Origin of the sequence: Thermoflexus sp., assembly GCF_042408815.1 — a bacterium.
Classification (GTDB): domain Bacteria; phylum Chloroflexota; class Anaerolineae; order Thermoflexales; family Thermoflexaceae; genus Thermoflexus.
Map to the genome: position 1 here is coordinate 126646 of NZ_JBHOQR010000024.1, position 22173 is coordinate 148818.

General features: G+C 64.4%; 15 protein-coding genes and 1 pseudogene. 12 read left to right on the forward strand and 4 right to left on the reverse strand.

All coding sequences use genetic code 11. From position 1 onward, the window contains the following. Positions 1-27: 27 nt before the first annotated feature. Entirely contained in the window at positions 28-957 is a 930-nt protein-coding gene (gene argF / locus ACFMO3_RS08085) for an ornithine carbamoyltransferase (protein WP_376789906.1), read from the forward strand. Positions 958-1034: 77 nt separating this feature from the next. On the opposite strand, the gene ACFMO3_RS08090 is transcribed toward argF, so the two are convergent. The 3 genes from ACFMO3_RS08090 to rpoC all read right to left on the reverse strand — a co-directional run bounded on the left by ACFMO3_RS08090 (position 1035) and on the right by rpoC (position 9066). After that, the gene (locus ACFMO3_RS08090; protein ID WP_376789907.1) at positions 1035-1640 is read right to left on the reverse strand and encodes a macro domain-containing protein; all 606 of its coding nucleotides are present in this window, start codon (positions 1638-1640) and stop codon (positions 1035-1037) included. 98 nt (positions 1641-1738) lie between these two features. Next, positions 1739-4645 (reverse strand): helicase C-terminal domain-containing protein, encoded by a 2907-nt coding sequence (locus ACFMO3_RS08095; RefSeq protein ID WP_376789908.1) that lies wholly within the window; start codon positions 4643-4645, stop codon positions 1739-1741. A gap of 167 nt (positions 4646-4812) precedes the next feature. After that, entirely contained in the window at positions 4813-9066 is a 4254-nt protein-coding gene (rpoC, locus tag ACFMO3_RS08100; RefSeq protein ID WP_376789909.1) for a DNA-directed RNA polymerase subunit beta', read from the reverse strand. A 664-nt stretch (positions 9067-9730) separates the two neighbouring features. On the opposite strand from rpoC, the gene ACFMO3_RS08105 reads away from it, so the two are divergent. The 11 genes and pseudogenes from ACFMO3_RS08105 (at position 9731) to ACFMO3_RS08155 (ending at position 19763) form a co-directional block, all read left to right on the forward strand. Continuing rightward, a complete protein-coding gene (locus ACFMO3_RS08105) occupies positions 9731-10120 on the forward strand; it encodes a hypothetical protein (RefSeq protein WP_376789910.1) in 390 nt (129 codons plus the stop codon). A gap of 62 nt (positions 10121-10182) precedes the next feature. Further along, entirely contained in the window at positions 10183-10560 is a 378-nt protein-coding gene (locus ACFMO3_RS08110; protein WP_376789911.1) for a YtxH domain-containing protein, read from the forward strand. 12 nt (positions 10561-10572) lie between these two features. Further along, entirely contained in the window at positions 10573-10815 is a 243-nt protein-coding gene (locus ACFMO3_RS08115; protein ID WP_376789912.1) for a DUF2007 domain-containing protein, read from the forward strand. 279 nt (positions 10816-11094) lie between these two features. Then, positions 11095-11610: pseudogene (infC, locus tag ACFMO3_RS08120) on the forward strand (translation initiation factor IF-3); the annotation flags it as partial. 52 nt (positions 11611-11662) lie between these two features. Next, a complete protein-coding gene (locus tag ACFMO3_RS08125; protein WP_376789913.1) occupies positions 11663-11875 on the forward strand; it encodes a 50S ribosomal protein L35 in 213 nt (70 codons plus the stop codon). A 232-nt stretch (positions 11876-12107) separates the two neighbouring features. Next, positions 12108-12470: a 50S ribosomal protein L20 gene (gene rplT, locus ACFMO3_RS08130; RefSeq protein WP_376789914.1), complete on the forward strand. Its 363-nt coding sequence runs from the start codon at positions 12108-12110 to the stop codon at positions 12468-12470. Between the two features lie 134 nt (positions 12471-12604). After that, positions 12605-13399: a TrmH family RNA methyltransferase gene (locus ACFMO3_RS08135; protein ID WP_376789915.1), complete on the forward strand. Its 795-nt coding sequence runs from the start codon at positions 12605-12607 to the stop codon at positions 13397-13399. 121 nt (positions 13400-13520) lie between these two features. Further along, positions 13521-14750, forward strand: a complete 1230-nt coding sequence (rlmD, locus tag ACFMO3_RS08140) for a 23S rRNA (uracil(1939)-C(5))-methyltransferase RlmD (RefSeq protein WP_376789916.1) — start codon at positions 13521-13523, stop codon at positions 14748-14750. A gap of 179 nt (positions 14751-14929) precedes the next feature. After that, complete coding sequence (locus tag ACFMO3_RS08145; protein WP_376789917.1) at positions 14930-16915, forward strand: molybdopterin biosynthesis protein; 1986 nt, start codon at positions 14930-14932, stop codon at positions 16913-16915. A 53-nt stretch (positions 16916-16968) separates the two neighbouring features. Further along, a complete protein-coding gene (amrB, locus tag ACFMO3_RS08150; RefSeq protein ID WP_376789918.1) occupies positions 16969-18186 on the forward strand; it encodes an AmmeMemoRadiSam system protein B in 1218 nt (405 codons plus the stop codon). After that, entirely contained in the window at positions 18183-19763 is a 1581-nt protein-coding gene (locus ACFMO3_RS08155) for a glycosyltransferase family 39 protein (protein ID WP_376789919.1), read from the forward strand. The genes amrB and ACFMO3_RS08155 overlap by 4 nt, the downstream gene beginning before the upstream one ends. Positions 19764-19923: 160 nt before the next feature. On the opposite strand, the gene ACFMO3_RS08160 is transcribed toward ACFMO3_RS08155, so the two are convergent. Continuing rightward, positions 19924-22173: parallel beta-helix domain-containing protein (locus ACFMO3_RS08160; RefSeq protein ID WP_376789920.1), on the reverse strand; the 2250-nt coding region annotated here is incomplete at its 5' end.

The following is a 22173-nucleotide window of genomic DNA, read 5'->3' on the forward strand; positions in this document are numbered from 1 at the left end:
ACCAATTTTTCAGGAGGAAAGAGCTCCATGAGCTCCTTACGACATTTCATCTCCTTGGCGGACTGGTCGCCGGAGGAGATCGAAGGATTGATCATGGAAGCCGCCCGAATGAAGACGGACTGGAAAGCGGGGGTTCGGCCGCCGATCCTGGCTGGCCGGACGCTGGGGATGCTCTTTGAAAAGCCCTCCCTGCGCACGCGGGTTTCCTTCGAGATGGCCATGCGCCACCTGGGCGGGGACGCCATCTATCTCTCTCCGCAGGAGGTTGGCTTGGGCCAGCGGGAAAGCGTGGCCGATGTGGCCCGCGTACTTAGCCGTTATGTGGATGCCATCATGGCCCGGGTCTTCGCCCACGCCGTCCTGGAAGAGATGGCACGCTACGCGACGATCCCGGTCATCAACGGGCTCTCCGACGACGAACATCCATGCCAAGCCCTGGGGGATATGCTCACCGTTTATGAAAAGAAAGGACGCCTGCGGGGGCTGAAGCTGGCCTTTGTGGGGGATGGGAACAACGTGGCCACGGCTCTGCTTTACATCTGCGCCATGCTGGGGTTGGATTTCGCCATTGCCACGCCTCCGGGTTATATGCTGAAAGAACCCGTCATCGAACGCGGGAAAGCCTTCGCCGCCCGCAGCGGCAGCCGCCTGCTGTTCACCCACGATCCGGCGGAGGCGGTGCGAGACGCCGATGTGATCTACACGGACGTATGGGCCAGCATGGGACAGGAAGCGGAGGCGGAGATCCGGCGTCGGGTCTTCCCCCCCTACCAGGTCAATGCCGCGCTGGTGGCGAAGGCGAAGCCGGATGTCATCGTCATGCACTGTTTGCCAGCCCATCGCGGCGAGGAGATTACCGACGATGTGGCGGACGGCCCGCATTCGGTGATCTTCGATCAGGCGGAGAACCGTCTCCACGCCCAGAAGGCGCTCCTGGTCCGCCTGCTGAGCGGGTAAGGGGATCATCACCCTCGATGAGGATGTAGGGACTGGGTCAGGCTGCCTGAGGAGCCTGGCCCAGTCTCTTGCTCTGCTCACTGCCCCGGGGCCCACTTGGCAAAGGATCCAAACTGCTCCTGGAAGGCCGCCAGGAAAGGACGCAGGGTCGCCTCATCGAGGATCACGACCCGGATTTCCCGGGGCGGCTCCCCGGGATGAGCGGAGGCGAAGGAGGAAATTGTCTCCCAGAAGATGGGGGCCGCCCGCTCTTTCGGGAAGCCGAAGATGCCTGTGCTGATTGCCGGCATCGCGATCCGCTCATACCCCTGCTCCCGGGCGATCCTCAGAACGTTACGAATCGCCTCCGCCAGCAGACGATTTTCCTCCTGGGTCCCGCCTGCCCATATCGGCCCGACCGCATGCAGGATGGCGCGGGCCTTGAGACGTCCCGCCCCGGTAATCGCCACCCCACCCACCGGCACCGGTCCATGACGGCGAACCCATTCATCGCTCTCCACCTGGATCTGGGAGCCACCTTTCCGCACCAGCGCGCCGGCGACGCCTCCTCCATGCTTCAGGTAGGGGTTCGCCGCGTTCACCAAGGCATCCGCCTCCTCTTCCGTGAGGTCTCCATGCACCAGCGCCACGCGATGACCGGAGGGAAGGATCGCTTCAGCAACCACCCGGCGAGAAGCCATCATAGGGAAACCGTCCCGCTATTCGAAGTTCCGGGATAGGCCCCCTGGCGGGTAAGGGCAACCGGAAAGGCTGCTTGTGCCCCTTTCCCCTCCCGTTTTCCTCAGCCTGAAATGCCAGCCGATACGTTTTCCGTCAGCCCTATCGCGCCTTCCAGCCACGCCTTCACCACCACCCCGATCTGGGTCAGAGGGCCCCGGTGGATCGCGCAGGGAGGAAGTGCCATCAGAAACCATGCGCCATAGGTACGGCTCATGATCCGCCGGTCCAGGATCACTACCACCCCCCGATCCGAGCGGCTGCGGATCAGCCGCCCGAACCCCTGGCGGAACCGCAGCACGGCCTCCGGGACCGCATAATCCAGAAAGGGATCCCGATACCGGGCGCTTCGGGCAGCGAAAACGGGTTCGTCCGGCACCTCAAAGGGAAGCCGGGTGATCACCAGACATGAGAGCGCCTCACCCGGGATATCCACCCCTTCCCACAGGCTTCGGGTCCCCAGCAGAACGGCCCGTTCCGCAGACCGGAAGCGCTCCACCAGCTGTCGGCGGGAACTCCCATCGCCCTGCTCGTATACGGCGATCCCGGCCTTCGCCAGCGGAGCGGTCAACGCGCGGGCGGCCCGCCGCAAGGGAGCATAGGCCGTGAAGAGCGCCATGGTGCGTCCCCCGATCGCCCGGGCCGCCTCCAGAATCGCCTGTTCCACCGCCCGCTGATAGCCGGCCTGGCCGGGCTCTGGGATGTCCGTCACCAGATAGAGCAGCGCGTTCCGCTGGTAATCAAAGGGGGAATCCAGGGCCAGCTCCTCCATCTCCCAGGCGCCCAGTCGGTTTTTGAGATGGGCGAAGGACGGCTCCTGACGTTCTCGATTCACTGTCCGCAGGGTGGCGGAGGTCATGATGACGCATCGCCGGGGCTCCAGCAGATGCCGCCGCACCAGCGGTCCCACATCCAGAGGCGCGGCATACAGGCCCACCCGGGCCCAGTCCCCCTCGCCCCCATGGCCCTCCAGCCAGTAAACGGTCTCAGGCGACGGCTTTCGGATGGCCGCCTCCAGGGCCTGACGGACCTTCTCGAAGTCATGGCTGAGCCCGCTGGCCAGCCCCAGCGCCTCCTCCCCCTCCACCAACCCGTGATCCAGCAGCTCGGTGAGCGCGGCCCGGATCGCGTTCAGGGCTTCCTGAACGGTCCCCCATCGAACCGCGAGGAGCTCCCAGGCCTGCTCCACGGCCGCCCAGGTGGGGCGGCTCCGTTCGGTGCCCGTGAGCAGCACCTTGCGGGTATATTCTCCACCACCCGGAGCCGTCTCCTCCAGAAAGGCGGTGAGAGCGTTCATCAGGAGGTCCACGCCAGTCCGAGCCGACTCCACCGCCTCGCTCAGACGGCGGGTCATGCCCGCCAGGGTGTTGCGCAAGGCTGGGGGCAGGCTTCGTTCCAGGCCCCGCAACGCTCCCACCAGCCCGCCCCGTTGCTCCCGGGCGCTGCCGGTTTCCTGCAGCAGCCGCAACAATCCGAAGCGATCGATTTCCACGGTCAGTTGTTTCGTGGCTGCCTGCTCCAGATGGTGCGCTTCATCGATGATCAAATGGCGGTATTCCGGAAGCACCATATTCTGAGCGGCCGCGTCGGCGAAGAGCAGGGCATGGTTCACGATGATCAGGTGAGCCGCCTCCGCGGCCTTTCGGGCCCGATGGAGGAAACATCCTCCATCGCCCCACGCAGCGCAGGCATCGGCGGTGCAGATCTCATTGTCCGCGGAGAGGCGAGACCACAGCGCCCGCTCCACCGGCGTGGGCAAGTAGAGCTCATCCCCATCGCCCGTTTGCGTCGTGGGCAGCCAGACCAGGATCTTGGCCAGCACCCGCATCTCCTCCACGCTCGCCGGCCCGACGTGTCGCCATTGCATCAGCCGGGCCGGACACAGGTAATGCGCCCGGCCTTTCAGCAACGCCACGCGCAGGGCAGAGCCATCCGCCAGACCGGATTCAGAGAGCAAACGCTGGAGGATGGGGATATCTTTCTGGAGCAACTGCTCCTGAAGGTTGATCGTATTGGTGGAAATCACCACCCGCTCGCCGTTGCGCATGGCCCAGAGAGCGGCGGGGATCAGATAGGCCAGGCTCTTGCCGACCCCCGTTCCCGCTTCGATCATCCAGTGCTTCCCCTCGTTAAAGGCCTGGACAACGGCCTGGAGCATGGCCACCTGCTGAGGGCGATGCTCATATTCGGGGAAGATCCGGGAGAGGGCGCCCCCGGGCTCCAGCAGCCGGGCTAGCTCCTCCCCATCGATCGGCCGGGGTTGGGGCCGGGGGCGCAGTGGCCGCGCCCGCACGGGAGGAGGGGTCAGATACGCTTCCGGGGTGGCCAGGCCCTTCGCTCGCAGTTGGGCACCGATGCTCTGATCCGTGAAGCGGCCCCGCTGCACGGTCCGCAATGCTTCTTCAAAGAAGCGCCGGGGTGGCCAGGGAAGATGGGCGGCGTGCCGGACGATCTCTTCCAGGATGGGCTCGGGCAGCTGACAGGCGCGCTCGAACAGGGCCAGGAACAGCCGGTGGGTCAGCCGGGCATCCTCCAGCGCCCGGTGGATCACTCCCACCGGAATCCCCAACTCCTGGGCCAGGGTGGAAAGCCCATGGCCGCCGGCGAAGGGGACCAGGATGGCCGCCAGCTCATAGGTATCCAGGGCATCATTTTCCAGGAAGAGGCCATGACGACGCAGGAACGCCAGATCCTGATCGATGGAGTGACCGACCAGGATCGCCTTCCCCACCATCGCCCGGAGGCGGGGCAGGACGGCCCGCAGCGGAGGCGCTTGCTCGGCTTCCTCCGGCCGGATCCCAGTGAGCTCGACCACGGAGGGAGGGATCGGCCGTTCCGGGCGAACCAAGGTGCTCCAAGCGTCGAGCACGATCTCCCCCCGGAACTTGACCACCCCGATCTCAATGATGGCATCGGTTTCCGGGTCCAGACCGGTGGTCTCCAGATCCAGGGCGACAAAGATCGAAGGCATGATCGCGTAAACCCCGCTTGATCTCCCCCGCGGGCTTCCGGAGCCATTCAACCCCTGCATGAAAAAGCCTGGCTGGGCAAACTATCCTGACCCAAAAAACAGGGGGTTGGGAACGAACCGGCGCAGCCTCCCCAACCCCCTCAGCTCATCTTCGGGCCTTCCTGACTTCAGAGGTCGATGGCGGTGGTCACCGCCTCTGCCAGCGTGGGGCCTGCACCGCCACGGGACATAGCCTCTATCCCACGCTTCTCGGCGTAATACCGGAACCCGGTCCCGGCCGGGATCAGACGACCGATGATCACGTTCTCCTTCAAACCGCGCAGCTCATCGATCTTGCCCTCCAGAGCCGTCCCAGCCAGCACCCGGATGGTGTGCTGGAAGGAAGCGGCCGACAGGAAGGAATCCGTCGCCAGGGCCGCTTTGGTGATGCCGAGCAGGACCTGCTGGGCAGTGGCCGGGCGCTTGCCCTCGGCAACCAGCCGGGCGTTGATGTCCTGGAGGATCAAACGATCCACCAGATCGCCGGGCAGGAAATCGGTATCGCCCGGGTTGATGATCTGGACCTTGCTCAGCATCTTGCGGATGATGATCTCGAAGTGCTTGTCATTGATGTTCACGCCCTGAGAGCGGTAAACCTTCTGGAGCTCGCTGAGCAGGTAGAGCTGCACGGCCTCACGTCCCAGCAGCCGCAGGATCCGGTGCGGGTTCTTGGGCCCCTCGGTCAGCGCGTCCCCAGCTTTCACCCGCTGCCCTTCTTCCACCAGCAGGCGGGCGGTGGCGGGCACCTCATATTCCCGCTCCTCCCGGAGCTCATAGACCACCTTCAGCGGCTCGCCCTTCTGGTAAACCACGCGCCCGCCGTGCTTGGCGGTGATCTGCTGCTCTCCCCGGCTGGCCAGCACCTGGCCTTCGACGACCTCCTGGCCATCCTCCACCTTGATCGACCAGTTGCCGGGGATCTCGTAGCTGTCTTCCTTCCGCTCGCTCTTCACAATGCGGATCCGCCGCCCTCCTTCTTCCGTGCGGTAGATGTGGACAATGCCATCGATGTCGGCCATCAGGCCCTCGCCCTTGGGATGCCGGCGGGCCTCGAAGAGCTCTTCCACCCGCGGCAGACCTTGGGTGATATCGGCCACGCCCGCCACGCCGCCCGTGTGGAAGGTCCGCAGGGTCAGCTGGGTCCCGGGCTCGCCAATGGACTGGGCGGCAATGATCCCTACCGCCGTTCCCACCTCCACCAGTCGGCCTGTCCCGAGATCGCGCCCATAGCAGAGGGCACAGACCCCATAGCGCAGCTGACAGGTCATGGGCGAGCGGACATACACCTCCTGAACGCCCGCCTTCTCGATGCGCTCCGCCAGCTCTTCGTCCAGGAGCCCACCGGTATCGGCGATCAGCGCGCCGGTCCGGGGATCGAAAACCGGCGCGGCAAGGACGCGACCGAAGATGCGCTCCCGCATGGTCTGGCCGCCGACATCGTCGGTGGCCCGGATCCAGATGCCAGAGCGGGTGCCGCAATCGTGGGCATTGATGATCACATCCTGAGCCACATCCACCAGGCGGCGGGTCAGGTAGCCGGCATCGGCGGTGCGCAAAGCCGTGTCGGCCAGGCCTTTCCGGGCGCCGTGCGTCGAGATGAAATATTCAATCGTGGTCAGCCCCTCCCGGAAATTAGAACGGATCGGAAGCTCAATGATGCGGCCCGTGGGGTCGGCCATCAGGCCGCGCATCCCGGCCAGTTGCGCCACCGGCTGGAAACCGCCCTTGGTGGCGCCCGAGAGGGCCATGATCGCCACGTTGTTATCCGGGCTCATCGTTTGCTTCACCGCTTCGGCGATCTCATTGGTCGCCCGCTGCCACAAGTCAATGACCCGGTTATAACGCTCCTCCTCTGTCAGCAACCCCCGCCGATACTGGCGCTCCACCTCCGCCACCAGAGCCTCGTAGCGGGCCAGCACATCCCGCTTGGCCGACGGGATAGGAAGGTCAGCCACAGCGATAGTCACACCCGAGCGGGTGGCATACCGGAAGCCGATGTCCTTCAGCCGGTCCACCATCTCCACCGTGGCCTCCGGTCCCAGCCACTGGAAGCACTGGGCCACCAGATCTTTGAGCCGGCCCTTGTCCATCGTTTCATTCACGAAACGCAACTCCACAGGCAATACCAGATTGAAGAGGGCGCGCCCGACCGTGGTCTCAATCAGGCGCCGGCGCGGCTTGCCATCGGGATACCGCTGGCCGTGTTCATCATAGACGGTATCCGTGTAGAGCCGGATCGGGGTGTGCAGCGAGATCTTGCCCAAATGGTAGGCCAGCTCAACCTCTTCCAGGCTCATAAAGACTTTGCGTGTCTCCGTCTGGCCGTTCGGAGGGATCATCGTCAGATAGTAGCAGCCCAATACCATATCCTTGGTAGGACCGACCACAGGCTCACCGTTGGCCGGTAGCAGCAGGTTTTTGCTGGACAACATCAGGTTCCGGGCCTCCCAGACGGCCATATCGGACAGCGGGATGTGGACAGCCATCTGGTCTCCATCGAAGTCGGCATTGAAGGCCGCGCACACCAGCGGGTGGATCTGGATCGCCTTGCCCTCCACCAGCACCGGCTCGAACGCCTGGATCCCCAAGCGGTGGAGGGTGGGAGCCCGGTTGAGGAGCACCGGCCGTTCCTTGATCGCCTCTTCTAACACCTCCCAGACCTCCGGCCGCTGGCGCTCGATCAGCCGTCGGGCGCCCTTAATGTTGGCCGCATAGTTATACCGGATCAGTTTGGCGATCACGAACGGCTTATAGAGCTCCAGAGCCATAGACTTGGGGAGACCGCACTGGTGGAGCTTCAGCTGCGGCCCCACCACGATCACCGAACGCCCGGAGTAATCCACCCGCTTGCCCAGCAGGTTCCGGCGGAAGCGCCCCTTCTTCCCCCGCAGCATATCGCTGAGGGATTTCAGCTCGCGACGCCCACGGCGGGACATGGCCTTGCCCCGCTGCGCGTTGTCAATCAGGGCATCCACCGACTCCTGGAGCATACGCTTCTCGTTGCGGATGATCACATCAGGGGCATTCAGCTCCAGCAGGCGCTTCAGACGGTTGTTCCGGTTGATCACCCGGCGGTAGAGGTCGTTCAGATCCGACGTGGCAAAGCGCCCGCCGTCCAGCTGAACCATGGGCCGCAGATCCGGCGGGAGGACCGGCAGGACCCTCAGGATCATCCACTCGGGACGGTTGCCGCTTCGCAGGAAGGCACGGACAATCTGAAGGCGCTTGATGGCCTTTTTGCGACGCTGTTTGGATTTGGCCTGCCGGATCTCCTGCCACAGCTCCTTAGCCATCTGCTCCAGATCCAGGCGCTGCAGGATCTCCAGGAAAGCCTCCGCCCCCATCTCTGCCTTGAAGACTTGGCCCCACTTGCTCTTCAGCTCGCGGTATTTGTTCTCCCCCAAGAACTGGAGGGGAGCGAGGCTCACGAGCTCATCGCGCTCCGCTTGAACTCGCTGACGCAAGGCCTCCACCTCACGGGCGGCCTGATCCTTCAAAGCAGCGATCTTCTCCTCGGCGGCCTCCCGCAGGGCCTTCAGGGTTTCCTCCGTTTTCGCCAGAGCCCGGGAGCGCTCCGCCGCCTCCTTCTCCTTAATCCGGTTCAGTTGCTCCTCCAGGATCCGCTTCAGGACGGCCAGATGCTCCCGAGTCACCGTCTCCCCGGCGTCCGCAATCACTTCGCCGGTAGGCTCGAAGACCACAGGGGCACGGATCGTCTTGCCCAGCCGTTCCTCCAGCCGGGCCTGGGTGCGCTGGGCCTCCCGCATGAGGGCTTCGACTTCGGCATCCCATTTCTCCTCAATGCGCGCTTCCCGATCTGCCAGCTTCTGCCGCTCCCGCTCCTCCAGCTTCTGAACTTTCGAGAGGAGCCCCTCAATTTCGTTCTGGTATTTCGCTTCAATGGCGCGACGTTCGCGTTCGAATTCCTCCTCCAGGCGCTTCAGAGCCCGCTGCCGTGCCTCCTCGTCAACGAAGGTGATCACATACTGGGCGGAATAAAGGACCCGATCCAGGTTACGGCGGGAGATGTCGAGCAGCAACCCCAGGTAAGAGGGAACGCGACGGGTATACCAGATATGGGCCACCGGGGCGGCCAGCGTGATATGCCCCATCCGCTCCCGGCGCACTGTCGCGCGGGTTACCTCCACGCCGCATTTCTCGCAGACAATGCCCTTATAACGGGGACCCTTATACTTGCCGCAGTAGCATTGATAATCCCGGGTGGGACCAAAGATCACCTCACAGAACAGACCATCCTTCTCCGGCCGCAACCGGCGATAGTTGATGGTCTCCGGCTTGGTCACCTCGCCGTAGGACCAGGAGAGGATTTGCTCTGGCGATGCCAGCGAGATCCGCAGGGCGCGAAATTCCTTAGCCTCCACAGGTGCCTCCTCTGAGGACAAGTCGCATCCCTATTTCAGTTTCAACAGTGAATTCAGGGGTGGAGCGGCCAGGCTCCCCCCATCCGGATCCCTTGTCCAGAAAACCGCAGGGAGATAATCATGACCATCGGCCAAATGCAGGCAAAATCTTCCCACCTCTCGATGACTATGAAAACCGAGCGGGATTTCAAATGGGGATCATCCGTCCGGATTACACCATGCTTTCCACACAATGGGAAGACAGGATGCTCCACCCTGGCCGGATCAAAAAGAGGCGATGCGCAATCGCTCTTCCTTCCTCTGATAAAAGACAACAAAAGATCCTTCCCTGGCGCTTCCAAGCCAGGGATTGGATCCTCTCCAACAAGGCTCGCACCGGAACTGGGTCTTCATGAGGGCTGCTTCTCACTATAGCGGGAAGGGAGGGTTTTGTCAAATTTGCCCCAGTGGGTATGGGGGGCGCCGAATCGTCCATCAGTGGAGCGGCGGGTTGGAGCGAAAGCATCTCCTGCCTGAGGGGATGTCCCTCTTGACCAGCGCGGGCCGCTTCAACAGCAATGCGAGGAAAGATCTTTTGGGGTCCAGCCGGGCGCGACTTCCGTTATAATGGGAGGGGATCGGGGATCGGCTTTGGCATCCGTAAATCGGAGAACCGAGGCTTCCGATGCGTCGCTGGCCTCCCATCGCCTGGAGCCTGTTGGGTCTGGTGGCCATGGCCCTGTTCGTGGCCTTCCTGGTCTTTCTTTACATGCACCCGGCTACCGCCGCGGTCCTGCGGGATATTTTGATCATCGCCCTCACCTTTCAGTTGATCCTGCTTGGCGCTGCGATGATCTTTCTGGTTTACCGTCTCATCCGCCTCGTCGATTGGTTGAAACAGGAGATCCAGCCGATCCTCCAGCGCGCCCAGGAGACGGTCGATACCGTATATGGGACCAGCGCCTTCCTGGGCCGACGTCTGGCCCGTCCGACCATTGAAGCGGCCAGTGTGGCGGCTGGCGTTGCTCAGGCGCTGCGAACGCTGATCCGCCTGCTGCGCAGCCGATCGAATTGATGGGAAGGCAAGGATGAGGATAACGATCAAGCTTTCAGTCTTTACGATGATGGAGGTGACTTATGGCGGAGCAAGAGCAGGGTGGAGCGTTCGGGGCTTTTCTGGCGGGGTTCCTGACCGGGGCCTTGGTGGGCGCGGTGGTGGCCTTGCTGTTTGCGCCCCGCTCAGGCGAGGAGACCCGACGGTTGTTACAGGAACGGGGGATTGAGCTGAAAACCCAGGCAGAGGAATGGACGACGCAGGCTCGCTCTCAGGCAGAGGCTGCTCTGATGGAGGCCCGCCGCCGGGCGGAGGAGGCAGCGGCGGAAGCGCGCCGCCGCGCGGAGGAGCTTCGGAAATGGCTGGAGGAAAGCCGGGCTCAGTTGGAGCAGATGATGGCCCAGCGTTCAGGCACCGCACCCTCAACAACCGGCGAATCCCCAGAGGGAACCGCATCCTGAAGGAGCACGCTGTTGGGCTCAACGGCGGATTGGGTACTGGTCTATGAGGCGGGGAACCTGATCGAGGGCCAGATGGTGCAGGCCCGACTGGAGCAGGAAGGAATCCCTGCCCGGCTTCGCTACGAAGCTATTCATACGCTGATCGCGTCCACCTTCCATCGGGTCGAGGTCCTGGTCCCGACCGAGTGGGCAGAGCAGGCCCGAGAGCTGCTGTCGCCGGGATCTCCCCCTCCCTTCGCAAATCGACCAGATTAGCCCAGAGCTTGGGAGCCCGACGGAGCGGCGAAAGCGCGAATCCCCTTCCCTGGGGGTCAAGGGGAACGCTCTCTTGTTTCCTTGGCCCCCGAAGCCTTTCGTCCAATCCTTCATAGCAACTCCGGATCTCCATGACATCAAAGTCCCTATCCCAGCCGAACCGCGAACGTGCCCAGCCCTGAACCCCCTGGAAAAGCCTCGTTGGGATTTCCGGGTTGACGTTCAGGCGGCCCCATGTTATGATCTTCTCCGACATCCTCTCCCAGGAAGGAGGAGCATATTTCCGCTCGGAAATATCGTGTCAATGAGGCAATCCGGGCGCGCCAGGTCCGGTTAATCGGCCCGGATGGAAAGCAGATCGGTGTGGTTTCCTTGATGGAGGCGCTTGCTGCGGCACGCCAGTATGGCCTGGATCTGGTGGAGGTCGCCCCCCAGGCCGACCCGCCGGTCTGCCGCATCATGGATTACGGCAAGTTCCTCTACGAGCAAGCGAAGAAGGAACGGGAAGCCCGCAAGGCGCTGAAACAGATCGTCGTGAAAGAGGTCCGCCTGCGGCCCACCACGGATCCCCACCACGTTGGATTCAAGGTGCGGGATGCCCGGCGTTTTCTCAACGATGGCAACAAGGTCAAGGTCCAGGTTCGGATGCGGGGGCGCGAGATGACGCACCTGCAGCTGGCTACAGAGATGCTCCAGCGTTTCGCGGAGCAGGTAGCCGATGTGGGCATGGTGGAAATCCCGCCGAGTATGGAGGGCCAGAGCATGGTGATGGTGCTGGCCCCCCTGCGTCGGAAGGGGGTGGCGCCGGCGGAACGGAAAGTGGAATCCAGCCCGGAGGTGATCGAAGGTGCCCAAGATTCGGACCCACAAGGCGACCGCTAAGCGGCTTCGCTATACCGGGAGCGGGAAACTGGTGCGCGCGAAGATCGGCCGCAGTCACTTGCGGCGCAAGCGTGCCAAACGCACCAAGCGGCTCTACGATGAGATGCTCCCAGTGACTGAGCCCTTCGTTTATAAGCAGGTGAAGCGGCTGGCCCCCTATCTGGACAAGAAAGATTAATGGGGCCAGGTGTTCTAGGTCTGAGGGCACCGCTGAAAGGGGCACCCCTGCTTTCCCGATAAAGCGGAAGTCGCATCCCTGGTCTCTTGGTAAGAGCTTCTGGGGAGAGAGCGCCTCAGCTCCCGAAATGGGCGCACGGCCGCGCCAGTCCTGAATTCCGCTGGAGAGCAGGGTGTCTCCGGCATCCTATCCTCAGCCGCATATCTTTTCGCACCTATAGGGGGAAGTTGCGATGACTCGTGTGAAAAGCAGCGTCACGAATCGCCGTCGCCACAAGAAGGTGCTGAAGATGGTGGAAGGCCAGCGGGGATCCCGCAGTCGGCATTACCGGCGAGCTCACGAGGCGATGATTAAATCCCTCGCTTACGCCTATCGCCATCGGCGGGAGCGCAAACGGGATTTCCGCCGTCTTTGGATTATGCGGATCAATGCCGCAGCCCGTCAGAACGGCCTCTCCTACAGCCGGTTGATGGCTGGGCTGCGGGCCGCCGGGATCACCCTCAATCGCAAGATCCTAGCGGATCTGGCGGTTCGGGATGCAGCCGCCTTCGCCCAGCTGGTCGAAACCGCTCGCCAGGCGCTGGGCCTTGCCTGATGGTTTGAATTCCCTGCCCGAACGCTTCGGGGGGAGAACGGAGCACCCCCGTCGCTCTGCCCCTCCCCCAATCGCCCTCTCTCCATGGGAGGAGGGCGGGAAAGTCCGGCAGAGGGGCCCTATCCCATTCCCATATGCTCCGGATCACCAGTCCCTCCAATGAGAAGGTCAAGCGAGTGCGGGCGCTCTTGGAACAGCGGAAAGCCCGCCGCACCTATCGGCAGATGGTTCTGGAAAGCCCGCGCCTGATCGATGAGGCCCTGCGTTTCAATGCTCATCATCCGGAATACCGCCTCCTTTTCGCGTTCTATGCGGATCCCACCCCCCGTGCTCAGGAGACCTTATCCCGCCTTCAGGCAGCCGGGGTGCCCTGTTATGAGGTCACCCCGGCGATCCTTCAGATGTGCACGGAGGCGGAGACTCCCCAGGGGGTGATCGCCGTAGCGCCGATCCCGGAACTCCCCTGGCCCGCCGCGCCGACCTTCCTGGTCCTCCTCGATCGGGTTCAGGAGCCCGGGAATGTAGGCGCTGTGTTGCGCAGCGCGGCGGCGGCGGGCGCGGAAGGGATGATCCTCCCGCCGGGGACTGCCGATCCGTGGCATCCGAAGGCGGTGCGGGCGGCCGCGGGCGCCCATTTCGTTCTGCCCGTGCGCCCGGCCTCCTGGACGGAAATCCCCGCTCTCCTGAAGGGCACCACCATCTGGCTCGCGACACCCGGAGGCACGCACACCTACCTGGAGGTGGACTGGCGGGAGCCTGTGACGCTGATCCTGGGGGGTGAAGCGGCAGGCCCCGGGCCGGAGGTGCACCATCTGTCCCATCGCACCGTGCGGATCCCGATGGCGCGGGGGATGGAGTCCCTCAACGTCGCCGTCGCCGCCGCCCTTCTCCTCTATGAGGTCGCCCGCCAGCGGGGATGGATCCTATGACCCGCAGGCCCTGCACCGTTTATCCAGATCCTATTCGGAAGCGTGAAGGGCCAGGCGGGCCGTCCGCGAGGGCCCACTGGACCGTGCGGGGAAAATCCAGTCGCATGCCTCCGTTCAAGAAATGAATCGGATTCGCTTGATTTTGGAACAAATGGCTCATGGGGGCGAGGCCATCGGCCGTCATGAGGGCAAGGTGGTGTTTGTTCCCTTCGGCATCCCGGGGGAGACCGTGGACATTGAAGTGGTGGAAGATCGGGGCTCCTACGCCCGGGGGCGGATCCGGGAGGTGATCTCCCCCTCCCCGGCGCGAAGGGAGCCACCTTGCCCCCATTTCGGGGAATGCGGCGGCTGTCATCTCCAGCATATGAGCTACGAGGCCCAGCTGCAATTTAAGGCGGAGATCGTTCGGGATCAGCTGCGCCGGATCGGGAAGATCGAGGACCCGCCGGTGCGCCCCACCATCCCCAGCCCCGATCCTCTGGGTTATCGCAATCAGGTCCAGTTTTCCGCAACCCCCGATGGCCGTCTGGGCTTTCAGGCGATGCGCTCCCATCGGGTGGTCCCCATCACCCGCTGCTGGATCGCCCATCCGATGCTCCAGGAACTGTATGAGGCGCTGGACATCGAGGGACTGGCCCTGCGGCGGCTCACGCTGCGATGCGGCGTTCGCACCGGGGATCGAATGGTGATCTTCGAAACCGAGGGGGATGAGCTGCCCATCCTGGAGACCGACCTGCGGGTCTCCTTGGTCCTGCTCACCGAGGATGAGCGGATCATCCCGCTGATCGGATTGGACTATCTCACAGAAGAGGTGGGCGGGTTCCTCTTCCGTATCTCAGCCTCCAGCTTCTTCCAGACCAACACGGCGATAGCGGAACAAATTGTCCATCGGGTGGTGGAGTGGGCCGATCTGCACGGGACGGAGGCTGTCCTGGATGCCTATTGCGGGGTCGGGTTGTTCACAGCGCACCTGGCGCCTTTCGCCCGACGGGTGGTCGGCATCGAAGCGCATCCGGCAGCCGTCGCCGACGCCCAACATAACCTGGCCCGGTTCCCCCATGTGGAGATCCAAGCCGGGACTGTGGAGGCGGTCGCCCCGACGCTGGAGGAGCCCTTCGACGTCTTGGTGGTGGATCCCCCCCGAACCGGATGCTCTCGGGAGGCCCTGGAAGCCCTCCTGCGACTGGCGCCCCGGCGCTGGATCTATGTTTCCTGCGATCCCGCCACCATGGCCCGAGACGCCCGCCGGATCCTCGATGCAGGTTACCAATTGCGAGAAGTTCAGCCGTTCGATATGTTCCCACAAACCTATCACATTGAGACCGTCTCGCTGTTCGAGAAAGAGGAATGATCTGCCCCTTGCCCCCATCATGGGGCCTCGCCCCGTCCCTCAGGCAACCGGTCCGCCCAGGGTTTCCGATTTTCCCCTAACCATCACCGGAAGCCACCCACGAAGCCGTTGCGGAGGAAATACACAGGCATTCGCGGATAAAATATTTTCTGGTTTGGATTCCCTCCGGGGGTTCCCCGATGGGCCGTCGGATCTATCTGGAAGATATCCCTCTAGAGGAAGCCTGGGCGCGCTTCCTTCAAGCGCTGGGAGAGGCCGGCCTGGATGGGCCGTTCTCCGGGGAGCGGGTTCCCCTGGATCAGGCGCTGGGGCGGATCACGGCAGAGCCCATCTGGGCCCGGTTGTCCGTCCCTCCCTATCCGGCTGCGGCGATGGATGGGTTCGCCCTCCGCGCCCAGGATACGATAGGCGCCACCGAAACTCAGCCGCGGGTGCTGCCCGTCCACCCGGCCGATGCCGGGGAGGGGGCCTGTTATGTGGATACCGGGGATCCCCTTCCGCCTTGGGCGGACGCGGTGGTCCCGGTGGAGCAAGTGCAATTCGACGCGGAAGCCCCTGAGCGGGCGACCCAGATCATCTTGTATCAACCGGTTGCCCCCTGGGCCAATGTCCGCCCGGTCGCTGAGGATATCGCCGCGGCCGAGCTAGTGCTGCCCGCTAATCATCGGCTGCGGCCTGTGGATCTGGGCGTCATCGCGGCATGTGGGTATGCGGATGTCTGGGTGCGCCGTCAGCCCCGGGTGGCCATCCTGCCCACCGGGACGGAGCTGATCCCCCCCGAACATGCCGCGGCGCAAGGGGTGCGGCTGGGGGAGATCATCGAGTTCAATTCCCTGATGCTGTCCGCTCAAATCCGCGAGTGGGGCGGACTTCCCACCCGCTTCCCGATCATCCCCGACGACTTCGATCGTCTCCTCGAAGCCACCCGGGAAGCGGCTCGCACCCATGATCTGGTCCTCATCAACGCTGGCTCCTCCGCAGGGCGTGAGGATTTCACCGCCCGGGTCGTCTCCACCCTGGGCACCCTCTTGGTCCACGGAGTGGCGGTGCGCCCAGGCCACCCGGTGATCCTGGGGATGCTCCAGGTGGATGGGCGGTCCATCCCGGTCATTGGGGTTCCGGGGTTCCCGGTCTCCGCAGCCCTGACCGGCGAGATCTTCGTGGAACCGTTGCTCGCCCGTTGGCTGGGCCGCCCGCCCTCACGGCGACCGCGCCTTTCCGCCGTGCTCACCCGCAAGCTGCTCTCCCCGCTGGGAGACGAGGAGTGGGTGCGGGTGACCGTGGGACGGGTGGGCGAGCGCTATGTGGCGGCGCCTCTCCCCCGCGGGGCAGGGGTCCTGTCCTCGCTGGTGCGAGCGGATGGGATCCTGCGGATCCCTCGATTTGTAGAAGGATACGATCAGGGCCAGGTGGTTTCCATCGAGCTTTACACCCCTATAGAGGAGATCGAAGGCACCGTCCTGGCCATCGGCAGCCACGATATGGCGCTGGATCTGATGGCCCAGTTTTTGGCGGAACGGTATCCCGGCCGGAGGCTCCAGAGCGCGAACGCGGGCAGTCTGGGAGGCCTGATCGCCCTTCGTCGGGGAGAATGCCATCTGGCCGGGTCCCACCTGCTGGATCCCGAAAGCGGCGAATATAATTTGCCCTATGTCCGCCGATATCTCGCTGGGATCCCGGTGGCAGTGGTCACCCTGGCGCACCGGGAGCAGGGCCTGATCGTCGCTCGGGGAAACCCTAAGGGGATCCGGGATCTGCAGGATCTCGCCCGGCCGGATGTGCGGTTCGTGAACCGCCAGCGGGGAGCGGGAACCCGGATCCTCCTGGATTATCATCTCCAGCGCCTGGGCATCGACCCCCGGGCAATTGTGGGCTACGAACGGGAGGAGCTCACCCATCTGGCCGTAGCGGCGGCGGTTGCCAGCGGCCGGGCAGATGTCGGCCTGGGGATCCGCGCGGCGGCCGCGGCGCTGGGGCTTGAGTTCATCCCCCTGGCGCTCGAGCGCTACGACCTGGTGATCCCGCTGGCCCTCTATGAGGATCCCTGGTTCCAGCCGGTGCTGGAACTCCTGCATGAGGCCCGGTTCCAAGCCGCGGTGGCCGCCCTGCCTGGGTATGATGTCCGGGAAATGGGACGGGAAGTGGCTCGATTTGCTGGATCGTAATCGATCATCTGGAGCCCGGCAGGGCAACCTCCTATGGTAGGAGGAGGATCACCATGGGCGATCCGACACCGTATCCCCGGCTTCGCCCGGTCGATCTGCGCTCCATCGTTCGCAATGGTCGCCGGTATGTGGTGGTACGGGACCCCCTCCGGCTCTCGGAACAGATGGTGATGATCCCACAATCCCTGGCGCCGGCGTTGGCCCTGTGTGACGGCACGCGAGATCTGCGAGCCATTCGCGCGGCGCTGATGGTGCGCTACGGCGTTCGAGTGGACGAGGAGGCCCTGCGCTCCCTGATCGCCACGCTGGATGAATTGTGCCTGCTGGAGAACGAACGGTTCCGGGAAGCCCAGGCCCGGGCTCTGGAGATCTATCGCCGGGCCCCCTTCCGCCCGCCTATGCTCGCGGAAGAGGTCTATCCGGAGGACCCGACGGCCCTGCGCCAGCTGTTCCGTCGTTTCGAAGAGGAAGCCCCAGGAGAGGATCCCGAGGAGGATGGACGCGGACTGGTGAGCCCCCACATCGATTATGCGCGGGGTGGACGGGTTTATGCCCGGGTCTGGCGGCAGGCCGCCCCGTTTGTGCGAGAGGCAGACCTGGCGATCATCCTGGGGACGGATCATTACGGAGAGGACCGATCGATCACGCTGACCCGTCAACACTACGCCACGCCCTTCGGCATGCTCCCCACGGCGCAGTCGATCGTGGAGGCCCTGGCTCAGGCGCTGGGGGAGGAAGCCGCCTTCGCCGGTGAGCTTCGCCACCGGGGGGAACACTCCATCGAGCTGGCCGCCGTGTGGCTGCATGCGACACGCGAGGGGAAACCGGTGGAAACGGTGCCCATCCTCTGCGGCCCCCTGATGTCCTTCATCCAGGAAGATCGGGATCCGATCTCCGATCCGGTGATCGCTCGTTTCGTTGAGACCATGCGCGCCGCCATCGCCGGGCGCCGGGCGGTGATCGTGGCCGCGGGGGATCTGGCCCATGTCGGCCCGGCTTTCGGCGGCCGCCCGCTGGATCTTCCAGGGCAGGCTCGCCTGAAGGCGGACGACGAGGCCTTGATCGAACGCATGGCCGCCGGGGACGCTGCGGGTTTCTTCGAGGAGATCCGACGGACCAAAGACCGCAACAACGTGTGCGGGGTCTCCCCGATCTACCTCGCCCTGCGCATCCTGGAGCCTACCATGGGGAAAAAGGTGGATTACGCCCTCTGCCCGGCGGATGAGCAGGGCACTTCGGTGGTTTCCATCTGTGGCCTCATATGGCGATGAGCGTCGAGGTTTCCCTTTTCTCGTTCCTGGCCGGCATGGGGCTCAGCTTCGGCCTCGGGCGGATGCTCCAGGTCCTCCTCCGGCCCTCTCGCCGGCGCCCGGATCCCCGCATGCTGCTTCTGATTCTCCTCGCCTTTGCGTTACGGGCGGGCTCCCTGACTGCCCAGTCCCTCTGGCGAGACGAGGTGGATGCGCTGCGATTCGGGCGGGATCTCTCGAGGGAGATCGCCGAGGCCTTCCGGCAGGGGGATCGGGCAGGATGGGAACGGGTGGCCGCGATACTGACTCGACCGGGCTTCAATGGGCCGCTCTATTTCATCGGGCTCTTCCAGTGGGTTAGCCTGGCCGGCGATTCGGAATTCGCCCTCCGGTTCCCATCGGTCTGGCTGGGGACTCTGGCGGTGGCCCTGGGGTTTGCCCTCTTCCGCCGATACCTGCCAGCCCCTGCCGCGCGACTCACCGCATGGTTCCTGGCAACAGCACCCTTCCTGGTCTGGTATGGCCAGGAGGCTAAGATGTATGCCCTCCTGGTGTTTCTCTTCCTGGCTGCTTGGGGCGCCCAGGAGGCCGCCCGTCGGGATCCACAGGGATGGGTGGAGGCCGCCCTATGGCTGCTCCTGGGGCTTTACAGCCATATCCTCTTTGCTTTGTTTCTCCCCGCCTTCCTCGCGCTAATCGGGATCCGAAAAGGATGGCCATGGAAAGCGCTGATCGGCGCAACAGCAGCCGGTCTCCTGTTGCTGATCGCGGATCTCCCTCTGCTGCGTTGGCAGATCCGTCAGGTGCTTCAGTGGGATGGAGGGATCCACCCGATCTGCGGGGAGACCGGCTTTCCGCGGGTGGCCCCATGGGATGGACTGGAAATGGTAGCCTGGGGGGCAGCGGTCGGGGTGTGGAGTGGGTTCCCGAGTTGGGGGCTTCTCCCTCTGAGCGCATGGATGATCCTGGGGGTCCTGGCCGGCCGGGTATCCAGGCGGGTGCGCGGCGTGCTGACGCTGTGGGCGTTGAGTCCGTGGGCCTTGCTTTCCATGCTCTCCCTCTGCCGTCCGCTCTTCGTGGAGCGCTATCTCATCGCGGCCATGCCCGCCTGGTTCGCCCTGGCAGCGATCGGCTGGGATCGGATCCCGGGTCGTGTCCAGCGAGCGATGGCCCTTGCCCTCGTTCTGGCCCCCATGACGATGGGCCTGTGGGCGCAGTCCGCCACACCCATCAAGTCGGATTTTCGGTCGGCGGCGCGCATCGTGGCCGCGGGTTACCGCCCGGGGGAGCTTATCCTGTTCCACATCGGCTACATTCAGTATGTGTTCGACTATTATTTCCGCCAGCCTTACGAAGGGGCATGGGCGCCAGCCACCAACTTCCGGACCCCGGAGGGGAAATACCGGCTGGGGGAAGCGGAGGTGGCGTCCCGGATGGCGGCCCTGGTGCAGGGCCGGAAAGGGGTCTGGCTGATTTATTCGGAAGCTTCTATGTGGGACGATCGGGATCTGGTCCGACGCTGGTTGGAAGCCCACGGCCAGCTGACCGGGCGCTGGGTGTTCCAGCAGGTGGAAGTACGGCGGTATGCGCTCCCGTAAAGATCCCATGGCCTTTCCCCCCAGTCCATTCCCGATGGTCCCTCCGCTCGCGCGCGGATCCCCTGGCAGGGCTTTCGCGGAGTGCGGGCGATCTTGGTGGCTCACATCTCATCACTCCCCTTGACCAACCGATCCGCGCATCCGGCGACGGGGGATCGCCTCATCCCAGCAACCGGATCAGCAGCTGGAGCGACCGCCAGTAGGCGCGGCGGAACGGCCAGGGCCAATCCGGTCCAGGGAGCAGCGGGGGGAAGGCGCGGGCGCCAGGCTGCCGCCACAGGTTGTCCCAGCCGCTCGCATCCCAGAGCAGGTCGGCCCCCGGCAACCCCGCCGCCCGCACTTTGGGATCCGGGTTCCAGCCATTGTTCGCCAGGATATTGTCGTGAATCCAGTTCCGCTCGGGGATGGCACCGACATCGAAAACCGTCCCCTTTGGGAAAACCTGGTATAGCCCGACCACGGCGATGCCTACGGAAGCGTTGTCTCGGATCTCATTGCCGGTCACCTCGGTCTCATCCGCCGCCATGATCAGGATCCCGGTCCCTGAGGGCACGTTCCCCACTATCGCGCCCGGTTTCGCAAAGTTGGGCCCGTTGTTCCGGATGATGCGATTGCCGACGATCCGGTTATGGGAGCCCACTTTGGATTCGAGGTTGGGGAGGACGAAGACCAAGATGCCGGCGGTGTTGTCGTGGGCGTAATTGTTCTCCACCGTGATGGCCACCGAGTTCTCCACCTCGATGCCACTGACGTTGCCATAGGCCTCGCTATCGCGGATGAGGCCGTTGCGGGATTGGCCGATGTAGATCCCGGTGTCCCATGCCCCGGTGGCCACCACCCGCTCGATGAGGATATCCTCGCTCCCCACCGGATACACACCGTAGGCGCCCGTGTTCTCCGTCACCACATCCCGGATCACGATCCCCCGCGCCCCCGGCACCACGATCCCATTGTTGGTGTAGTTGCGCACGATCAGGTTCTCCACGGTAAAGCCATCCCGGGTGGCGATGATGCCATCCCCCAGTATGCCCCGGCCGTCCAGGATGGGCCGCTGGCCATCCCGTGAGATTCCCCGCAGGGTGAGGTTCTCCGTCTCCACTACCAGGGCCTCGTGGTAAAGACCCGGCTCGAGCAGGACAGTATCCCCGGGCCCGGTTCGATCGAGCACAGCCTGGATCGATTCCCCGGGACGCACCACCCAGGTCCGGGGTTCGCGGGGCGGCTCTGAAAAGCCCGCCATGCCGGTGTTGAACCGGGCCGCGATCGCTCGCGCCGGGTTCTCCAGACGGGAGACTACAGGCAGGCCTGAGGGCACGGCCTCGGGAATCGGTGGAAGGGCGGATTCATCGGTCAGCGCATAGAGGAACGCCACCAGGTCCGCCCGCTCCTCGGGGCTTAGGCGGAACGGCTGGATCTTGGCATCGAGGTTGGGGAGATCCATCCCCCGCCCGCGGCCGCCGCCATCTTTGTAGAAATCGATCACCTCATCGAGGGTCGCGAAGGCCCCGTTATGCATATAAGGAGCGGTCAGGGCGACGTTGCGCAGGGTTGGCACCTTAAAGGCCCGCTCATCCCGGGGCGAGCCGGTGATCTCCGCCCGCCCTCGATCCGCTGGCATCCCGGGGAGATCCGGCACCCCGATCACCCGGAAGTCCGAGGAGCCAAACAGGGGAGGGGTGTGGCATTCAAAGCACCGGGTGCGCCCAGAACGGAACAGGTTCAGGCCGCGGCGCTGGGCCGGCGTGAGCGCCCCCTCATCCCCCATCGCGAAACGGTCAAAGGGGGCGTTCTGGCTGACCAGTGTGCGCTCGAAAGCCGCAATGGCCTTCGCGATGTTCTCAAAGGTCACCGCCGAGCCATCCCGTCCCCCAAAGGCCCGGTCGAACCGCTCCCGATACTCCGGGATCGCCCGGAGCTCCTGAACCAGGCGGTCCGGCTGTTCCGCCATCTCCTGGGGATCCGTCAGGGACATGCGAGCTGCCTCCTCCAGGGAGGAAGCCCGGCCATCCCAGAACAGCCGCCGGAGGTAGCCCACGTTCCACAAGGTGGGGGCGCCCCGGCGCATGGGCTGGCCGTCGGCGCCGATGGAGCGCCCCTTTCCATCCGTGAACCCGAGATCGGGATGATGGCAGGTGGCACAGGATCGGCGATTATCCCCCGAGAGGAGAGGGTCATAGAATAGCAAGCGGCCCAACTCCACCTTCTCCGGGGTCTGGGGGTTATCCGGAGGAACCGGCATCTGGGGGAAGGGTCGCCGAAGCGCCCCCATCGCGCCCGGCATCCCATCCGAGAAGCCCCCCGGGGGCAAATCCGGGGGCACCGGCCAGAAGGCGGCGATGAGGAACAGCAGAACCAGAACCAGCAGCCCCCCGCCACCCAGGTAAAGTCCAATGCGTTTCATGGCAACCCC

Coding starts and splice junctions, on each gene's coding strand:
- argF (WP_376789906.1), top strand. CDS start 28: ATGAGCTCCTTACGACATTTCATCTCCTTGGCGGACTGGTCGCCGGAG.
- ACFMO3_RS08090 (WP_376789907.1), bottom strand. CDS start 1,640: ATGATGGCTTCTCGCCGGGTGGTTGCTGAAGCGATCCTTCCCTCCGGT.
- ACFMO3_RS08095 (WP_376789908.1), bottom strand. CDS start 4,645: ATGCCTTCGATCTTTGTCGCCCTGGATCTGGAGACCACCGGTCTGGAC.
- ACFMO3_RS08105 (WP_376789910.1), top strand. CDS start 9,731: ATGCGTCGCTGGCCTCCCATCGCCTGGAGCCTGTTGGGTCTGGTGGCC.
- ACFMO3_RS08110 (WP_376789911.1), top strand. CDS start 10,183: ATGGCGGAGCAAGAGCAGGGTGGAGCGTTCGGGGCTTTTCTGGCGGGG.
- rplT (WP_376789914.1), top strand. CDS start 12,108: ATGACTCGTGTGAAAAGCAGCGTCACGAATCGCCGTCGCCACAAGAAG.
- ACFMO3_RS08135 (WP_376789915.1), top strand. CDS start 12,605: ATGCTCCGGATCACCAGTCCCTCCAATGAGAAGGTCAAGCGAGTGCGG.
- rlmD (WP_376789916.1), top strand. CDS start 13,521: ATGAATCGGATTCGCTTGATTTTGGAACAAATGGCTCATGGGGGCGAG.
- ACFMO3_RS08145 (WP_376789917.1), top strand. CDS start 14,930: ATGGGCCGTCGGATCTATCTGGAAGATATCCCTCTAGAGGAAGCCTGG.
- amrB (WP_376789918.1), top strand. CDS start 16,969: ATGGGCGATCCGACACCGTATCCCCGGCTTCGCCCGGTCGATCTGCGC.
- ACFMO3_RS08155 (WP_376789919.1), top strand. CDS start 18,183: ATGAGCGTCGAGGTTTCCCTTTTCTCGTTCCTGGCCGGCATGGGGCTC.